The organism is Rhizobium sp. CB3171, from assembly GCF_029714265.1.
Taxonomy (GTDB): domain Bacteria; phylum Pseudomonadota; class Alphaproteobacteria; order Rhizobiales; family Rhizobiaceae; genus Rhizobium.
In genome coordinates this window covers 1,332,411-1,350,914 of record NZ_CP121652.1, presented here as the reverse complement: position 1 = coordinate 1,350,914, position 18,504 = coordinate 1,332,411, and the positions used below count along the sequence as shown (strand labels likewise).

General features: G+C 59.9%; 14 protein-coding genes. 9 read left to right on the top strand and 5 right to left on the bottom strand.

Going from position 1 to position 18,504, the window contains the following annotated elements; translation table 11 throughout:
- Nucleotides 1-52: 52 nt before the first annotated feature.
- Nucleotides 53-613 (bottom strand): single-stranded DNA-binding protein, encoded by a 561-nt coding sequence (locus tag QA648_RS06675; protein ID WP_283050380.1) that lies wholly within the window; start codon nucleotides 611-613, stop codon nucleotides 53-55.
- A 302-nt stretch (nucleotides 614-915) separates the two neighbouring features.
- On the opposite strand from QA648_RS06675, the gene uvrA reads away from it, so the two are divergent.
- Nucleotides 916-3,837, top strand: coding sequence for an excinuclease ABC subunit UvrA (gene uvrA / locus QA648_RS06670; RefSeq protein WP_283050379.1), 2,922 nt, complete (start codon nucleotides 916-918; stop codon nucleotides 3,835-3,837).
- Between the two features lie 133 nt (nucleotides 3,838-3,970).
- Nucleotides 3,971-4,777 (top strand): DUF72 domain-containing protein, encoded by an 807-nt coding sequence (locus QA648_RS06665; protein WP_283050377.1) that lies wholly within the window; start codon nucleotides 3,971-3,973, stop codon nucleotides 4,775-4,777.
- Nucleotides 4,778-4,783: 6 nt separating this feature from the next.
- Here the strand turns inward: QA648_RS06665 and QA648_RS06660 are convergent, their stop codons facing one another.
- Nucleotides 4,784-6,259: an NAD(P)H-hydrate dehydratase gene (locus QA648_RS06660; protein ID WP_283050375.1), complete on the bottom strand. Its 1,476-nt coding sequence runs from the start codon at nucleotides 6,257-6,259 to the stop codon at nucleotides 4,784-4,786.
- Between the two features lie 350 nt (nucleotides 6,260-6,609).
- On the opposite strand from QA648_RS06660, the gene QA648_RS06655 reads away from it, so the two are divergent.
- From QA648_RS06655 to hspQ, 3 genes are all read left to right on the top strand, one after another.
- Nucleotides 6,610-6,948 (top strand): P-II family nitrogen regulator, encoded by a 339-nt coding sequence (locus QA648_RS06655; RefSeq protein ID WP_003539626.1) that lies wholly within the window; start codon nucleotides 6,610-6,612, stop codon nucleotides 6,946-6,948.
- 59 nt (nucleotides 6,949-7,007) lie between these two features.
- On the top strand, nucleotides 7,008-8,417 hold the full coding sequence (gene glnA / locus QA648_RS06650; protein WP_104823053.1) for a type I glutamate--ammonia ligase: 1,410 nt from the start codon (nucleotides 7,008-7,010) through the stop codon (nucleotides 8,415-8,417).
- 234 nt (nucleotides 8,418-8,651) lie between these two features.
- The gene (hspQ, locus tag QA648_RS06645) at nucleotides 8,652-8,981 is read left to right on the top strand and encodes a heat shock protein HspQ (protein ID WP_104823052.1); all 330 of its coding nucleotides are present in this window, start codon (nucleotides 8,652-8,654) and stop codon (nucleotides 8,979-8,981) included.
- A gap of 135 nt (nucleotides 8,982-9,116) precedes the next feature.
- Here hspQ and QA648_RS06640 read toward each other — a convergent pair whose 3' ends face one another.
- Nucleotides 9,117-9,776: an invasion associated locus B family protein gene (locus QA648_RS06640; RefSeq protein WP_104823051.1), complete on the bottom strand. Its 660-nt coding sequence runs from the start codon at nucleotides 9,774-9,776 to the stop codon at nucleotides 9,117-9,119.
- A gap of 266 nt (nucleotides 9,777-10,042) precedes the next feature.
- Here QA648_RS06640 and QA648_RS06635 point away from each other — a divergent pair, with 266 nt between their 5' ends.
- The 4 genes from QA648_RS06635 to QA648_RS06620 all read left to right on the top strand — a co-directional run bounded on the left by QA648_RS06635 (nucleotide 10,043) and on the right by QA648_RS06620 (nucleotide 14,641).
- Nucleotides 10,043-11,854: an extracellular solute-binding protein gene (locus tag QA648_RS06635; protein WP_283050355.1), complete on the top strand. Its 1,812-nt coding sequence runs from the start codon at nucleotides 10,043-10,045 to the stop codon at nucleotides 11,852-11,854.
- Between the two features lie 112 nt (nucleotides 11,855-11,966).
- On the top strand, nucleotides 11,967-12,638 hold the full coding sequence (locus QA648_RS06630) for a DsbA family oxidoreductase (protein WP_104823049.1): 672 nt from the start codon (nucleotides 11,967-11,969) through the stop codon (nucleotides 12,636-12,638).
- 140 nt (nucleotides 12,639-12,778) lie between these two features.
- Nucleotides 12,779-13,693: a 4-hydroxybenzoate octaprenyltransferase gene (gene ubiA, locus QA648_RS06625; RefSeq protein WP_283050354.1), complete on the top strand. Its 915-nt coding sequence runs from the start codon at nucleotides 12,779-12,781 to the stop codon at nucleotides 13,691-13,693.
- Nucleotides 13,694-13,843: 150 nt separating this feature from the next.
- Nucleotides 13,844-14,641, top strand: a complete 798-nt coding sequence (locus tag QA648_RS06620; RefSeq protein ID WP_104823047.1) for a class I SAM-dependent methyltransferase — start codon at nucleotides 13,844-13,846, stop codon at nucleotides 14,639-14,641.
- Between the two features lie 12 nt (nucleotides 14,642-14,653).
- Here the strand turns inward: QA648_RS06620 and mfd are convergent, their stop codons facing one another.
- Together mfd and QA648_RS06610 are read right to left on the bottom strand one after the other, a co-directional pair.
- Entirely contained in the window at nucleotides 14,654-18,154 is a 3,501-nt protein-coding gene (mfd, locus tag QA648_RS06615) for a transcription-repair coupling factor (RefSeq protein ID WP_283050351.1), read from the bottom strand.
- The gene (locus QA648_RS06610) at nucleotides 18,151-18,465 is read right to left on the bottom strand and encodes a succinate dehydrogenase assembly factor 2 (protein WP_283050349.1); all 315 of its coding nucleotides are present in this window, start codon (nucleotides 18,463-18,465) and stop codon (nucleotides 18,151-18,153) included. Before QA648_RS06610 ends, mfd begins: the two co-directional genes overlap by 4 nt.
- Nucleotides 18,466-18,504 lie beyond the last annotated feature (39 nt).

The window sequence follows — 18,504 nt, the reverse complement described above, 5'->3', positions numbered from 1 at the left end:
ATGCGGGCCGTTCAATTCATTTCGATACGACTTGCCGATCAAAGCGACGCGATCAAAACGGAATATCGTCGTCCAAGTCGCGCGAGAAGTTGCTGCCGCCGCTGCTTGCGGCGCCGCCACGGCCACCTCCAGCACTGCGGCCGGAGGATTGCGATGAAGGCTGGCCATAGTCGTCGCCGCCATAGTCGCCACCGTAACCACCGCCGAAGTCACCGCCGCCGCGTCCGCCGCGACCGCCTTCGACAGCGCCGCCGCCTTCGCCCCGGCCATCCAGCATAGTCAGCGTCGAATTGAAGCCCTGCAAGACGATTTCGGTCGAATAACGATCCTGGCCGTTCTGATCCTGCCACTTACGCGTCTGGAGCGCGCCCTCGATATAGACCTTGGCGCCCTTCTTCAAATATTGTTCAGCAACCTTGCAGAGACCTTCATTGAAGATCACGACACGGTGCCATTCCGTCTTTTCCCGGCGCTCGCCGGAATTGCGGTCGCGCCAGGTTTCCGACGTCGCGATGTTGAGGTTGGCGATCGGACGGCCGTCCTGCGTACGGCGGATTTCCGGGTCCGCCCCGAGATTTCCAACCAGAATTACCTTGTTCACACTACCGGCCATGATTACCTACCCTGCTTGCCGCCCATCGACGGCTCTGAAATTCTATCCACGCACCTTAGACCATTGCCGCCATGAGGCGCTATTTACGCGGCGCCATCTGCTGCGCTCATCCACAGACATTATATGAAATGCGAAATGATACGCGGCCTTGACCCGAAGGCAAATTTGTTCTTTCTTTGTTCTAATTCACCTCTATGATCCTGTCAACCGAATCGAAAACCTGGCGTTGCCCTTCATTTCAGCCTCGACTCACGGGCGGGCATCACTAAATAAGGGCAGACACCAAGGGACCGCAGACGACGATGAGCGAACTGAAGACTATTTCCATACGTGGCGCGCGCGAGCACAATCTCAAGGGGATCGATCTCGATCTTCCGCGCAACAAGCTGATCGTCATGACCGGCCTTTCCGGCTCGGGCAAATCCTCGCTCGCCTTCGACACGATCTATGCCGAGGGTCAGCGCCGCTATGTCGAGAGCCTGTCGGCCTATGCGCGGCAGTTCCTGGAGATGATGCAGAAGCCGGATGTCGACCAGATCGATGGTCTGTCGCCGGCGATTTCGATCGAGCAGAAGACCACGTCGCGCAATCCGCGCTCGACGGTCGGCACCGTTACCGAAATATACGATTACATGCGTCTTCTGTTCGCCCGCGTCGGCGTGCCCTATTCGCCGGCCACAGGCCTGCCGATCGAGAGCCAGACGGTCAGCCAGATGGTCGACCGTGTGCTTGCCTTCGGTGAAGGCACCAGGCTTTATATCCTGGCGCCGCTCGTGCGCGGCCGTAAGGGCGAATACAAGAAGGAACTGGCGGAGCTCATGAAAAAGGGCTTCCAGCGCGTCAAGGTCGACGGCCAGTTTTACGAGATTGCCGATGTGCCGGCACTCGACAAAAAGTACAAGCACGATATCGACGTGGTGGTCGACCGTATCGTCGTCAGGCCCGACGTGTCGGCGCGCTTGGCGGACAGCTTCGAAACCTCGTTGCATCTCGCCGAGGGCCTTGCCATTGCGGAATTCGCCGACAAGCCGTTGCCGCCGGAAGAAACCGCGGCCGGCGGCTCGGCCAACAAATCGTTGAACGAGACGCATGAGCGCGTGCTCTTTTCGGAAAAGTTCGCCTGCCCGGTTTCCGGCTTCACCATTCCGGAAATCGAGCCGAGGCTGTTCTCGTTCAACAATCCCTTTGGCGCCTGCCCTTCCTGCGACGGGCTGGGTTCGCTGCAAAAGATCGATCCGGCCCTGATCGTGCCGGAACCTGAGCGCACGCTTCGCGACGGCGCCGTCGCGCCATGGGCCAAATCGACCTCGCCCTATTACAATCAGACGCTCGAAGCACTCGGCAAGCATTACGACTTCAAGCTCGGCAGCCGCTGGAGCGACCTGTCCGACACGGCAAAAGATGTCATTTTGAATGGCACCGAGGACAAGATCGAGTTTCACTACGCCGACGGTGCCCGTTCCTATACGACGCATAAGAATTTCGAAGGCATTGTGCCGAACCTCGAGCGGCGCTGGAAGGAAACGGATTCCGCCTGGGCGCGCGAGGAGATCGAACGTTACATGTCGGCCGCCCCTTGCCCAGCCTGCAACGGCTATCGCCTGAAGCCGGAAGCGCTGGCGGTAAAAATCAATAAGCTGCACATCAGCCAGGTGGCTGAAATGTCGATCCGGATTGCCCGCGACTGGTTCAACGCGCTGCCGGAGACGTTCACCGACAAGCAGAACGAGATCGCCGTGCGTATCCTCAAGGAGATCCGTGATCGCCTGCGCTTCCTCAACGATGTCGGCCTTGAATATCTCAGCCTGTCGCGCAATTCCGGCACGCTGTCCGGCGGCGAAAGCCAGCGTATTCGCCTGGCCTCGCAGATCGGCTCGGGCTTGACAGGCGTGCTCTATGTTCTTGACGAACCGTCGATCGGCCTGCATCAACGCGACAATGCCCGCCTGCTGGAAACGCTGAAACATCTGCGCGACATCGGCAATACGGTCATCGTTGTCGAACACGACGAGGATGCCATTCTGACGGCGGATGACGTCGTCGATATCGGCCCGGCCGCCGGCGTGCATGGCGGCGAAGTGGTGGCGCATGGCACGCCGCAGGACATCATGGCCAACCCGAAATCGATGACCGGCAAATATCTCTCCGGCGAGCTCGGCGTGCCAGTCCCCGACGAGCGTCGCAAGGCCAAGAAGGGCAAGGAGATCAAGGTTATCGGCGCGAGAGGCAACAACCTCAAGAACGTGACGGCCTCGATCCCGCTCGGCGTCTTCACTGCAGTCACCGGCGTTTCCGGCGGCGGCAAGTCCACGTTCCTGGTCGAGACGCTGTACAAGTCGGCAGCCCGCCGCGTCATGGGCGCGCGCGAAATCCCGGCCGATCATGACCGCATCGATGGCTTCGAACATATCGACAAGGTGATTGACATTGATCAATCGCCTATCGGCCGCACGCCGCGATCGAACCCGGCAACCTATACCGGCGCCTTCACGCCGATCCGCGATTGGTTCGCCGGTCTGCCGGAAGCCAAGGCGCGCGGCTATCAGCCGGGCCGCTTCTCCTTCAACGTCAAGGGCGGCCGTTGCGAAGCCTGCCAGGGTGACGGCGTCATCAAGATCGAGATGCACTTCCTGCCGGACGTCTACGTTACCTGCGATGTCTGCCACGGCAAGCGCTACAACAGGGAGACCCTGGACGTCACCTTCAAGACCAAGTCGATCGCCGATGTGCTCGACATGACGGTCGAAGAGGGCGTCGATTTCTTCGCGGCCGTTCCTGCCGTGCGCGACAAGCTGCAGTCCCTGAAAGATGTCGGCCTCGGCTATATCAAGGTCGGTCAGCAGGCCAATACGCTTTCGGGCGGCGAAGCGCAGCGTGTCAAGCTGGCCAAGGAATTGTCGAAGCGATCGACTGGTCGCACGCTCTATATCCTAGACGAACCGACCACCGGCCTGCACTTCCACGACGTCGCCAAACTCTTGGAAATGCTGCACGAACTGGTCAACCAGGGCAATTCGGTTGTTGTGATCGAGCACAATCTCGAGGTCATCAAGACGGCCGACTGGATCCTCGACTTCGGTCCCGAAGGCGGAGATGGCGGCGGCGAGATCGTCGCGGCAGGCACGCCGGAGACTGTCGTCAAGGAGAAGCGTTCCTATACCGGTCAGTTCCTGAAGGAATTGCTGGAGCGGCGGCCGATGAAAAAGGTGGTAGCCGCGGAGTGAGCTAGCTTAAAGCGCGTCGCGATCTTTCAGACTCGCTTCTTGCGCTTTAAGTTTTTGGTTTTGTGCATGTCGTTATCGCAAAACCGCTGCACACTTTTGCGCGACATGCACTAGCCGATCAATGGAGGAGAGAATGACCACTGCAGGTACGATCCGAACCGGCATCGGCGGCTGGACCTTTGAGCCCTGGCGCGGGACATTTTATCCCGACACGCTCAAGCAGAAGGACGAGCTCAATTTCGCCAGCCGCAGGCTGAAGGTGATCGAGGTCAACGGCACCTATTACAGCACGCAGAAGCCGGAGGTTTTTGCGAAATGGGCTGCCGATGTGCCGGATGGTTTCATCTTCTCTCTCAAGGCGACACGTTTCGTCACCAACCGGCGCGTGCTCTCCGAAGCGGGAGAGTCGATGCAGCGCTTCCTCGACTCCGGCATCAGCGAATTGGGCGATCATCTTGGGCCGCTGCTTTGGCAATTCGCACCGACGAAGAAATTCGATCCGGATGACTTCGAGGCATTCCTGAAGTTGCTGCCGGATAAGCAGGACGGCTTGGCGCTGAAACACGTGGTCGAGGTCAGGCATGACTCGTTCAAGGTGCCGGAATTCATCGCTCTGCTCGCCAAATACAATATCGCGCCGGTTTGCGCTGAGCATTTCGAATATCCGATGATCGCGGATGTGACCGCCGATTTCGTCTATGCCCGTCTGCAGAAGGGCTCCGACGATATCAAGACCTGCTATCCGCCGAAAGATTTGAAGGCTTGGGCGAAGCGGTTGCAAACATGGGCCGAAGGCAAGATACCCGATGACCTGCCGTTGATCGATGAGACCCGCAAGGTCAAGGCTGAGCCTCGCGACGTCTTTGCCTTCATGATCCATGAGGGCAAGGTCAATGCTCCGCATGGCGCGATCGCGCTGCAGGAGGAAGTGGCGAAATAGTTGTTTTCAAAAGGGAGCGACACGGGCAACGAGGTCTTCGGCCGTCAGCCCTTTTCCCGCGCGCTGTCCGGCCAGGCCATGCAGCCAAACGCCAGCCGCCGCCGCTTCGAACGCAGACGCGCCCTGTGCCAGAAGTCCGCCGATGATGCCTGCAAGCACGTCGCCGGAGCCGGCGGTGGCAAGCCAGGGCGGCGCATTGGCATTGATCAAGGCTCGGCCGTCGGGAGCGGCAATGACGCTGTCGGCGCCTTTGTAGATGATGGCGGCATGAGCGCGCGCCGCCGCTGCCCTCGCCTTCTCGACCTTGCTCAACGCCTCATCGGCGGCGATATCGGGAAATAAGCGCGCGAACTCCCCCTCATGCGGCGTCAACACCAGCCGCGTCGGGCCATTGGCGAAAGCATCGAACAAGCGTTGGGGTTCATCGCGAAACGACGTGATGCCATCGGCATCCAGGACCAGATGGCGGTCACTCACGGCCAATGCGAATTGCCTGGCTTTCTCGCCGGCGCCGAAGCCAGGGCCGAGGACGAACGTCGAGAGGCGCTGGTCGGTGAGCCAAGCGCGTAACGCAGCTTCATCGTCGACCCCGTGCAGCATGATTGCCGTCAACAGTCCCGCGTTGACCATCAGCGCCTGTTCCGGGGAGGCGATGGTGACGAGCCCTGCCCCCGCCTTAAGCCCCGCCATGGCCGACATGCGCGCTGCGCCCGTAGCGGTCGCTCCGCCGGAAAAGACCACCAGATGGCCACGCTTGTATTTGTGGATATCCGTGGCAGCCGCCGGCAGGTCGGCCTGCCATTGCGCCGGCGTGTTTTCCGCGATCAGGCCGTTCGCATGGGCACGGACAATGCGCGCGGGAATGCCGATGTCGAAAACTTCCAGCACGCCACAAAGATCGCGCCCCGGCATTAGCAGGTGACCAGGCTTACGGGTCATGAACGTGACTGTACGCACGGCGCGAAAAGCGGCACCCAGCACTTGGCCGCTGCGACCATCGAGACCGGAGGGCAAGTCGACGGCAATAACGGGAATATGAGCCTCAGCAATCTCCGCGATGATCGCCGCTACCTCATCGGGGACGGGACGGGAGAGGCCGGCGCCGAAAATGGCGTCGATGACGACGTCTCCCGGGCGCGGCGAATAGCGCCCGAGTGTCTCGCCACCAACCGGACACTCCCCAAAGGCCCGGGCAGCGTCGCCTTTCAGCGTTTTGGGATCGCCGAGGTGAAAGAGTTGGACCTCCACGCCGGTTTGCCGCAGGGCACGCGCCGCGACGTAGCCGTCGCCGCCATTGTTGCCGGGGCCGCAGAGCACGATAAATCGCAATGTCTGGGGGAAATGCCGCAGGGCGCTCGCGGCCACCGCCTGGCCTGCTCTTTCCATAAGTCCGTAGGAGTCGATGCCAGACGCGGCGGCCGCTCGATCGACGGCGGCCATATCCTCGGGTGAAAGAAGCAGATCGGCGAGCGGTGACATCATGATGGCCATCATTGAATGCGAAACCTGCCTGAAAAACAACCATGATTTCGAGGCACCATTTGCTCAATCAGAATGCATTTGCATAATAATTACGCAAACGCACTCAAAATGCGCTTGAAGTACAATTGTGAGAAATACAGCACTTTTTTGCAAAATTTTGCTTCATCTCACGCGTTTCGGTGCGAAAACGCTTCCATTTTTCCGAAAAATCCTCATCAATCCGGGGTCTCGGCGCCAATTCGCCGAGATTTTTTACGGCAGGCCTCTGTGAACTGGCATGATACGTGCATCAGGTTGGGCAAGCGGGGAATGGTCCTGCTGTAACGGGAGAAGCGGAGAGACATTTTCTCATGAAAAAGATCGAAGCGATCATTAAGCCTTTCAAGCTGGACGAAGTGAAGGAAGCCCTTCAAGAAGTCGGTCTGCAAGGCATCACTGTCACGGAAGCGAAGGGCTTCGGTCGTCAGAAAGGCCACACGGAGCTTTACCGTGGCGCCGAATACGTCGTCGACTTCCTGCCTAAGGTGAAGGTCGAAGTCGTATTGGCGGACGAGAATGCGGAAGCGGTGATCGACGCCATCCGCAAGGCTGCGCAGACCGGCCGGATCGGCGACGGAAAGATTTTCGTCTCCAATGTGGAAGAGGTCATTCGAATCCGCACCGGAGAAACAGGTATAGACGCCATCTAACCGCCCGGCTGTTGCGGCCAGGCTCGTAATCGTCATCTAAGTCAAGGGAAGTAATTTTAATGACGACCGCAAGCGAAATTCTCAAACAAATTAAGGATAACGACGTCAAGTTCGTTGACCTGCGGTTCACGGATCCCAAGGGCAAGCTGCAGCATGTCACGATGGACGTCGTCTGCGTCGACGAGGACATGTTCGCCGACGGCGTGATGTTCGACGGCTCCTCGATTGGGGGTTGGAAGGCCATCAACGAATCCGACATGGTGCTGATGCCCGATACCGAAACGGTTCACATGGATCCGTTCTTCGCGCAGTCCACCATGGTCATCCTCTGCGACATTCTCGATCCGGTCTCGGGCGAAGCCTACAACCGCGATCCGCGCGGCACCGCAAAGAAGGCCGAAGCCTATCTTAAGGCATCCGGCATCGGCGACACCGCCTTCTTCGGTCCGGAAGCCGAATTCTTTGTCTTCGACGACGTCAAGTACAAGGCCGATCCGTACAACACCGGCTTCAAGCTCGACTCCAGCGAATTGCCGTCCAACGACGACACCGATTATGAAACCGGCAACCTCGGCCACCGTCCGCGCGTCAAGGGCGGCTACTTCCCGGTTCCGCCGGTCGACAGTGCCCAGGACATGCGTTCGGAAATGCTGACGGTTCTCGCCGAGATGGGCGTCGTCGTCGAAAAGCATCACCACGAGGTCGCGGCCGCTCAGCACGAACTTGGCATAAAGTTCGACACGCTGGTGCGCAACGCCGACAAGATGCAGATCTACAAGTACGTGGTTCACCAGGTCGCCAATGCCTACGGCAAGACGGCAACCTTCATGCCGAAGCCGATCTTCGGCGACAACGGCTCGGGCATGCACGTTCACCAGTCGATCTGGAAGGGCGGCAAGCCGACCTTCGCGGGCGATGAATATGCAGGCCTCTCCGAGAGCTGCCTCTACTACATCGGCGGCATCATCAAGCATGCCAAGGCGATCAACGCCTTCACCAACCCGTCGACGAACTCTTACAAGCGTCTCGTGCCGGGCTATGAGGCTCCGGTTCTGCTCGCCTATTCGGCCCGCAACCGCTCCGCCTCCTGCCGCATCCCGTTCGGCTCAAACCCCAAGGCAAAGCGCGTCGAAGTCCGCTTCCCCGACCCGACCGCCAACCCCTATCTCGCCTTTGCCGCCATGCTGATGGCCGGCCTCGACGGCATCAAGAACAAGATCCATCCGGGCAAGGCCATGGACAAGGACCTGTACGACCTGCCGCCGAAGGAGCTGAAGAAGATCCCGACGGTCTGCGGCTCGCTGCGCGAAGCGCTCGAAAGCCTGGACAAGGACCGCAAGTTCCTGACCGCCGGCGGCGTCTTTGACGACGACCAGATCGATGCCTTCATCGAACTGAAGATGCAGGAAGTCATGCGCTTCGAAATGACCCCGCATCCGGTCGAATACGACATGTATTACTCGGCATAAGAACCGAGGCGAAAGCCTCGGTCAGCCGGGGCTTTTGCTTGCTGGCAAGCGTGAGGCAGACGTATTTTCGGTCACGGCTGCCTTGCTGGACATTACAATTCGTGTATCGCGCAATCGAACAATGTAGGGCGAACAGCGTTGTTCGAATGTGACAACTGAATGAAGGAATCGGGGCAGAATCCTTGATATCGGCGGTGGAATTCACCACATGATTGCTTGAAAGGAAGTCGCGCCATGAAAGAACGCTACGCAAAATTCAACATAGGCGACGTGGTTCGGCACCGGATGTTTCCCTTCCGCGGTGTCATCTTCGACGTCGACCCGGAATTCGCCAATACTGAAGAATGGTGGAATTCCATTCCGGCAGAAGTGCGGCCCAGCAAGGACCAACCCTTCTACCACCTTCTCGCCGAAAACGACGAGACGGAATATGTCGCATACGTGTCCGAGCAGAACCTGATCAGCGACGAGAGCGGTGTCCCGCTTCGTAACCCGCAGATTGCTCAGATCTTCGATAAAGCGCCTACAGGCGAGTTCAAGCCCAAGATGAGCTTCGCCCACTAAGCGTCAATTTCATGCAAGTTTTCGAAGGGAAGACGCTCCCAACGTCTTCCCTTTCGTGTTTTTGGACTTATGGCCATTACAAAAAAGCCCGGCGCAGAGCCGGGCTTTTTTGTAAAATCTTGAAAGCGCTGCGGCTTACTGCTGCTTTGCGGCCTTCTGAGCGTCTTCCAGCTTCTTGCGGGCTTCTTCGGCCTTCTTCTGCATGCTGTCCTGCAGGCTCTTCTGGCTTTCGGCCAGCTTCGAGTCGGAGATCGCTGCGCCGTCATAGGCAGCGCCGAAGCCGTCGAGCGAGATCTTGATCGGGTTCGGAGCGCGACGGAAGTTGATCGAGGTGAAGGTCACGTCGGTGCCCTTCTTCAGGGCCGCGATCATGGCGTCGGTCAGCGGGACTTCGGCCGTGCACTTGTCCGGAAGGCAGACAGCGTAGTCGATCTTCTGGCCCTTGCCGCCGTCGACCTGCATGGTGATGCCCGGAGCGATCAGACGTGCCGTCGGAACGGAGATCTGCAGGATCTTGCGGTTGACCTTGCCGTCGACCGAGATGAGGCCGACTGCGGTCACCAACTGGCCGTTGTTGGCCATGATCAGGTTCTGAACGATACAGATATCGGCGTCGTCCTGCTTGGTGCAGGTCTTGTACCAGCCGAGGCGCGGCTGGTTGGCGTTGGCGCCACCGTCAGCGGGAGCTGCATCCGAGGCATCCTGAGCGAAAGCAGCAGCCGGAAGCGCTGCACCGATCATGAGAGCCAGAGCAGAGAGTCCTGCCCGCATTTTGTTGTCAGTCTTGAACGTCATAGCGAAACCGCCTCCTGAAATCCGATGCGGGACGACAGCCTGCCGCCCCATGCCAATCGGGTCAAACCGCCGTCCACCTGTCGAAAGATTAAGGCAAATGCATGACCCGGGAAACCCGGCACTCCTGTTACATCGCACGGGCGCGGATATCCAGCTTTTCTTTGGTCTTTTCTGTCAAGATCCAAGAATTCCGGTGGGCGCGTGTTGGATTCGGCACTCTCATGATAAGGTTCCGCAGAATCATGCCCCTTACCGGAAAGGATGCCATGCAAGCGCTCCGGATCGCTATTTTCCTGTTCTTCTCAGCATTCTGCAGTGCGGCGGCCGCCGAGCCGCTCTATGGCATCGCGATGCATGGAGATCCTGCCTTGCCGGCGGATTATACGCATTTTCCCTACGTCAATCCGAACGTCAAAAAGGGCGGCCATATCAACTATGGCGTCGTCGGCACCTTCGACAATCTCAATCCCTTTATTCTGAAGAGCATGCGCACGACTGCGCGGGGCATGTGGGATCCGGATTTCGGCAATCTCATCTACGAATCGCTGATGCAGCGCTCGCGCGACGAACCCTTCACGCTCTACGGTCTGCTGGCCCAAACGGCCGAATGGGACGACAGCCGAAGCTATATCCGGTTCAACCTCAATCCAAACGCCAAATGGTCGGACGGGCAGCCGGTGACGCCCGAGGATGTGATTTTCACGTTCCAACTGCTGCACGACAAGGGGCGGGTGCCGTTTTCCTCCTGGCTCGACACTGTCGGCAGCGTCGAGAAGGTCGGCGATCATAGCGTGCTGATCCGCTTCAACGACAAGGCCAATCGCGAAACGCCACTGATTATCGCATCATCGCTGCCGATCCTGCCGAAGCACGCGACAGACCCTGACAGTTTCGATCGGACGACGCTCAGCATCCCGATCGGCTCCGGCCCCTACAGGGTCAAGAGCATTGATCCCGGTCAACGCATCGTCTTTGAGCGCAATCCCGATTATTGGGGCAAGGATATTCCGTCGAAGGTTGGCGTCGACAATTACGACGAGATCGCCGTCAATTATTTCCTGCAGGAGACCACGCTGTTCGAAGCCTTCAAGAAAGGCGATATCGACATCTATCCTGACGGCAGTCCGGGCCATTGGCAGGCGGCCTATGATTTCCCGGCCGTGACTTCAGGCGCTATCATCAAGGACGTCTTCAGGCCGAAGCTGCCAAGCGGCATGTTCGGCTTTGTCTTCAATACGCGGCGGCCGATTTTTGCCAACAAGAAGGTTCGGCAGGGACTGACGCTAGCCTTCGACTTCGAATGGGTGAATCGGAACCTTTCCTCGAGCGCCTATACGCGCAGCGAAAGCTACTGGCAAAACTCCGACCTCTCGTCGTTCGGTGTGCCCGCGGATGCGCATGAACTCGCCATGCTCGGCCCGATCAAGGATCGCATCGATCGCGATGTGCTTGATGGCACCTACAAGCTGCCCGTCAGCGACGGTTCCGGTCGCGACCGTGCTATCCTGCGCAAGGCCGTAAATCTGCTCAAGGAAGGCGGCTACACAATCCGGGGCGAAAAGATGGTCGACAGCGCCGGGCGTCAACTCAGCTTCGAGATCATGACCCAGAACGCCGACCAGGAGCGCATCGCGATCGCCTACCGCCGGTCGCTGGCCCTGCTTGGCGTTGCGGTCACGATCCGCACGGTCGATGATTCGCAATATCAGCGCCGCACGATCAGCTACGACTACGACATGATCATCAAGTCCTATCCCTCGTCGCTGTCGCCGGGAACCGAACAGCTCGGGCGCTGGAGCTCGACCGCCGCCAAGACCGAAGGCAGCTTCAATTTTGCGGGCGTCGCCGACCCGGATGTCGATACGCTGATGTCGCATTTCCTGACGGCCCACTCGGCCGAGGATTTCCGCGATGCCGTGCGCTCCTTCGACCGCATCCTGATCTCTGGCTATTACCTCGTGCCGCTCTATCATATCGACCAGCAATGGGTGGCGCGGCGCAGCCGCATCGCTCATCCCGATGTCCTGCCGCTCTACGGTTATCAGTTGCCCGTCTGGTGGGATGCGTCGGTGCAATAAAACGCCTTTGCCGGCAGATGTTTACCCGGTTCCTTTTCGGTAACCGGTTGAAGCTGCCAGCCAACCGGCCTAGATGGGACCTTGAAGCCCCATAGAGTGGAAGGATTGAGCCATGGAACGCATCACGATCGATATCGTCTCGGACGTCGTTTGTCCGTGGTGCTATCTCGGCAAGGCCCGGCTGGAGCTGGCAATCGCCGAAGTGCAGGACGAAGTGGGCGTCGATATCAACTGGCGACCGTATCGCCTCAATCCCGACTATCCGCCCGAAGGCGTCGACCAGAAGAAGGCGCTTGAGCAGAAGCTTGGCGGCGCGGAGCGTGTCGCGCAGGGGCACAAGATGTTGACCGATCTCGGCCGCGAAGTGGGCATCAACTTCGATTTCGACGCGATCAAGATCGGCCCAAACACCCTTGACGCCCATCGCCTCATCCAATGGGCGGGAACGGAGGATCGCGAGAAGCAGGAAAAGGTGGTCAGCGCCCTGTTCAAGGCCAATTTCGAGGAAGGCCGCAATGTCGGCGACCATGCCGTGCTGCTGGATATCGCCGAAAAGGCCGGGCTCGACCGCTCCGTCATCGCCACCCTGCTCGCCTCGGATGCGGATCGCGCTCTCATCATCGGCGAAATCGACGCCGCCCAGAAGATCGGCGTCACCGGCGTCCCCTTCTTCATCTTCGATCAGCAATATGCCGTGAGCGGCGCGCAGACACCCGATGTGCTGGTTGGGGCGCTGCGCGATATCGCCAAGATGAAGGCCGAGGCGCGGGCTGGGATGAACTGAGGGAAGATTGGGGCTTTGGCGTTGGGCGGTGGATGTCGTCGGCGATGTCCAGGCCAAATTGGCGCAGGCCGCTTCCGGCTGTTGCAGCATGCGCAAAAGCCTCTATTTTGCGTCCTCAATTTAGCCGCCGGATTTGGATGATGAGCGCTTCTGCCCGCCCCGATTTAAGCGATATAAAGCTAGGCGACTGGGTGGATCGCCTGTTGCCTTCGGCATTGAGACCCTATACGCGGCTCGCACGGCTGGATCGCCCGGTCGGCATATGGCTCACTCTTTTCCCGTGCTGGGCCGCGCTTATCCAAGCCTCGCAAGGCTTTCCGGACCTTCGGCATCTGTTCATCTTCTCGCTCGGCGCATTGCTGATGAGGAGCGCAGGCTCCACGGTCAACGACATTGCGGATCGGAAGTTCGACGGCCATGTGGAACGGACCCGCTTTCGACCTTTGGCGAGCGAGCAGATCGGCGTGCCACAGGCGCTCATGTTTCTTGTAGCGGAACTCGCATTGGCGGCTTCGCTTCTGTTCTTCCTGACGCCCTATACACGCCTCGTCGCAATCTGCGTTTTGCCGCTCGTCTTTGTCTATCCGCTCTGCAAGCGGTTCACATATTGGCCTCAGGCCGTTCTTGGCGCGGCATTCAATTGGGGAATGCTGATGGCGTGGTCGGAGGTCATCGGCAAGATCCCGGCCGGTGCGCTTCTGATGTGGCTCGGAGCTATCGCCTGGCAGATCGGATACGATACCGTTTATGCCTATGTCGATGTTCGCGACGATAGGCGACTAGGCTTGAAATCGACCGCAATCCTGTTTGGTAAGCACGGCAAGGCGTGTATCGGCTTGTTCTACGCCATGACCGTTGCAGCATGGTCGGTTGGTGGATGGATGGTCGGCATGTCATTGCCCTACGTCATCGGGATGCTTGTCATCGCCGCACATCTCTGCTGGCAGACCTGGCGCCTCGATCTTTCGCGCCCCGAGGTGAATTACCGACTGTTTCTGGCGAACATTCTTACAGGCGTATTGCTGGCTGCAGCGGCCTTCGCCGGAACGCTATAATAAGCCAACCATAAAGAGAGTTGGCGTTCAACAGGCGTCTATTGTAGGCTGCGGATCGCAATTGGCGGACCGCTGAGACTTGCATGTTTCGGGGCTGCGCTAGAAGGAAAAACGCGGGATTTTCGGCACCAGATCGGGAGACAACCGGATATGTCGTCGATAACCTCTGTCAATGACAAGCAATATGCGGATAGCAGAAAGCTGGCTGCGCGCGGCCGGCTGAACAGCGAATATGCCGTTGCAGAAATCGGCTGGTTTCCATGGGTCGCCCAGCAGCTTCCGTTGAAATCCGGAGATCGCATTCTCGATATCGGCTGTGGCCCCGCTTGGTTCTGGGCGGCAACGGTCGCGTCACTACCGGCAAATCTGGACCTGACGCTTGCCGATCTTTCTCCCGGCATGATTCAAGAAGCCATGGAGCGATGCAGGGCATTGCCCTTTGCCGGCGTCACTGGTGAGCGGGCCGATGCTGCGGCCCTGCCCTTTGCGGATGGCTCCTTTGATGCCGTCATCGCGATGCATATGTTCTATCACCTGCCGGACCCTTTCAAAGCCATCGCGGAAATGCATCGCGTGCTGAAGCCGGGCGGCTTCCTCGCAGTGACGACCAACGGAGCCGGCAACATGCGCAAGATGTACGAGCTGACCACCGTATTCGGCAGCCCGCCCTATGACCCCGCCGGCGCGGCCTTCGGCTACGATGCCGCTGAACGGCTCATGCAGAGCCAATTCGGAAATGTCAGGATGACCGAGCATCCGGCTCGCCTTCGCGTGACGGAGCCGGAAGACGTGTACCGCGCCCTCACCTCCTATCCTCCCGGCGATGAGGCCGACGAGGCGCAGCTTGCCGAATTTCGCAAGGCAATTGCCGAGGCGTTCGAGGCTGGTAACGGCGTGCTTGAAACCGAGAAGGAAACGGGGCTCTTCATCAGCCGCAAAGGCGACTGATGAGCCTCCCGTCTACTTCGCCAATTCCGCCAACTGCGTCATAACCACAGCCGCGCCCTGCAGCCGCTTTTCCGGCGTCGGAAGATCTCGCGTCAGGAATACGCTCTGGTCGGGGCGGATTTTCGCCATCGTGCCCTGCTTGGCGATATAGCCGACGAGGTTGGCGGGGTTCGGGAATTCCTTGTTGCGGAATTGCACGACCACACCCTTCGGGCCGGCGTCGAGTTTTTCGACATTGGCGACGCGGCAGAGTGACTTGATATAGACGATCTTCAGAAGATGCTGCACTTCGATGGGCATCGGGCCGAAGCGGTCGATCATTTCGGCACCGAAACTGTCGATCTCCTTGATCTCGGTGATCTCGCCGAGACGGCGATAGAGCGCCATGCGCAGGTGCAGGTCCGGCACGTAATCGTCGGGGATCATGACGGGCGTGCCGACGGAAATCTGTGGCGACCAACCGGTATCCTGGATCTCGTCGATGCCCTTGACCTCGGCGACAGCCTCTTCGAGCATCTGCTGATAAAGCTCGAAGCCCACTTCCTTGATATGACCGGACTGTTCCTCGCCCAGCAGATTGCCGGCGCCGCGGATATCGAGGTCGTGGCTTGCAAGCTGGAAGCCGGCGCCGAGCGTATCGAGCGACTGCAGCACCTTCAGGCGGCGCTCCGCCGTCGTCGTCAGCACCTTGTTGACCGGCAGGGTGAACAGGGCGAAGGCGCGCACTTTCGACCGGCCGACGCGGCCACGCAACTGATAGAGCTGCGCTAGGCCGAACATGTCGGCGCGGTGGACGATCAGCGTATTGGCCGTTGGCACGTCGAGACCGGATTCGACGATGGTCGTCGAGAGCAGCACGTCATAGCGCCCTTCATAGAACGCGTTCATAATGTCTTCGAGCTCACCGGCAGGCATCTGGCCATGGGCGACGGCCACTTTCAGCTCCGGCACATCGGACTGCAGGAAGGCGTGGATGTCGGCGAGATCGGCCAGACGCGGGCAGACATAGAAGCTCTGGCCGCCGCGATAGTGCTCGCGCATCAGCGTTTCGCGGATGACTAGCGAATCGAAGGGCGAGATGAAGGTGCGCACCGCCATACGGTCGACCGGCGGCGTAGTGATCAGCGACAGTTCGCGCACGCCCGTCATGGCAAGCTGCAGCGTGCGCGGAATCGGCGTTGCCGACAGCGTCAGCACATGCACGTCGCTCTTCAGCTCCTTCAGGCGCTCCTTATGCTTGACGCCGAAGTGCTGTTCTTCGTCGATGACCAGCAGGCCTAGATTGGCGAATTGGATGCCGGCGCCGAGCAGCGCATGCGTGCCGACGACAATATCGGTCTTGCCGTCGGCCACTTCCTTCTTGGTCAGTGCCAGATCCTTGGCGCCAACGAGGCGCGAAGCCTGCTGCACACGGATCGGCAAACCGCGGAAACGCTCGGAGAAGGTCTTGAAATGCTGACGGGCAAGCAGCGTCGTCGGCACGACGACGGCGACCTGCACGCCGTTCATGGCGGCCACGAAGGCGGCGCGCAGGGCCACTTCCGTCTTGCCGAAACCAACGTCGCCGCAGACGAGGCGATCCATCGGGCGGCCGGCGCCGAGATCGTCGCGCACCGCATCGATGGCGTTCATCTGGTCTTCGGTCTCGTCGTAGGGGAAGCGCGCGGCGAACTCGTCATAGAGCCCTTCCGGCGAGGTCAGCACCGGCGCATGCCGCGTCAGCCGTTCTGCCGCGACGCGGATCAGGGCGCCCGCCATATCCAGCAGGCGCTTCTTGAGCTTGGCCTTGCGCATCTGCCAGGCGCCGCCGCCAAGCTTGTCGAGCTGCGCCTCGGTGCCCTCGCCGCCGTAGCGCGACAGGAGATCGATGTTTTCGACCGGCAGGAACAGCTTGGCCTCGTCCGCATACTGTAGCTCAAGACAGGCATGCGGCGCGCCGGCGGCCTCGATGGTGCGCAGACCGACGAAACGGCCGATGCCGTGCTCGGCGTGAACGACGATCGAGCCCTCGTCGAGACCGGCCACTTCGGAGATGAAATCGGCGGCGCGCTTGCGGCGCTTGGAGCGGCGCACCATGCGGTCGCCGAGAATGTCCTGCTCGCCGATGACGATGAGATCGCCAGCCTCGAAGCCTGCTTCCAGGCTCAGCACGGCCGCAGCCGCCTCGCCTTTCGCCAGGGTGTTGAGGTCCTTGAAAGCCTCGATTGTCTTGACGCGAGCCAGCCCGTGTTCGGCCAACACCTGCAACAGGCGATCGAGCGAACCTTCGGTCCAGGCTGAAATCAGCACCTTGCCGCCCGCAGCCCGCTTGTCGGCAATATGCTTGACGACGGCATCGAAGACGTTGACGCGCTCGCTGTCGGCACTCTCGGTCGCGGACCGCGCCCAGCGAGACCCCTGCCGGGCGTCGACGCTGACGACGCGGCGGGCCTCGCCTTCGTGTTCATTGAAAGGCGAGATGCGCATGGCATCGAAGGCATCGAGCGCCTTGGCGAAGGTGCCGCCGTCAAGATAGAGCTGGCCGGGCGTTACGGGCTTGTAGGGCGTACCCTGCGACATCTGCCCCTTGGCCGCCTGTCCGGAATTCAGACGGGCATCGTAATAGTCGAAAACGAGTTTGGAGCGCTCCTCGGCGGCTTCGCGCACTGTATGGTCGGTGACGAGCCGGAAGCCACGGAGATAATCGAAAACCGTCTCCAGCTTCTCGTAGAACAGCGGTAGCCAGTGTTCCATGCCGGCATAGCGGCGGCCTTCCGAGACGGCGACATAGAGCGCGTCGTCGCGTGTCGCGGCGCCGAAGGCGGAAAGGTAGTTCTTGCGGAAGCGGCTGATCGTATCCGGCGTCAGCGTTACCTCGCTCATGGGATTGAGATCGAGGGAGCGGATCTGGCCGGTGGTGCGCTGGCTGGCGGGATCGAAGCTGCGGATGCTTTCCAGCGTGTCGCCAAAAAAATCGAGGCGCACCGGCTCTTCCGTGCCCGGCACGAAGACATCGAGGATACCACCACGCACGGCATATTCGCCGACTTCGCGCACGGTCGCAACGCGATCGAAGCCATTGCGCTCCAGACGGCTAGCGATGTCGTCCATGCGCACCTGATTGCCCGGCCGGGCCGAGAAGGCCAGGCTTTCGATCACATCCTGCGGCGCGACCTTCTGCAGCATAGCATTGACCGTCACCAGGACGATCGCCGCATGCGGCTTGTGATGGTGGGCGATGAGGCCTGAGAGTGCCGCCAGACGGCGGGCTGAGGTATCGGAGCTTGGCGAAACGCGGTCATAGGGAAGGCAGTCCCAGGCGGGCAGCGTCAATACCGGAATTTCGGGCGCGATGAAGCCGAGCATCTGTTCGACATCGGCCATGTGCTGGCCGTCGGACATGACATAGGCAACCGGTTGGCCGGTTCTCGCCAGTTCAGCCAGCAGGAAAGGCTCCAGGCCGGCGGGAACGTGGCCGATCGTCAGCGGCTCGCTTGCCGCGATCAGTTTCTTCGCGTCGAAACCAGGGATCATCTGGTTATCCCAAGCTTTTCGGCGATCTGCTCGAAATCGGGCTTATAGGCGGCAAGGCGCGCAAATAGCGGCGTCCGTAGATGCTCCGGCACCGGCTGCGTTCCGAGTATCCATTTGACGAGATCGTTATCTTCCTCGGCCATGATGCGCTCGAGTTCATCAAGATCGGCCTCGGCAAGCCCGGGCAATTCGTTGTCGGCGAACTGACCGAACACAAGATCCATCTCGCGGATACCGCGATGCCAACAGCGAAACAGAATGCGCCGGCGGCGGGGATCGAGATCGGCACTGCTGAGAGTCAGCCCAGTCATCAAAAACACCTTTATGTTGATGCGTCTCTATAAAACCAG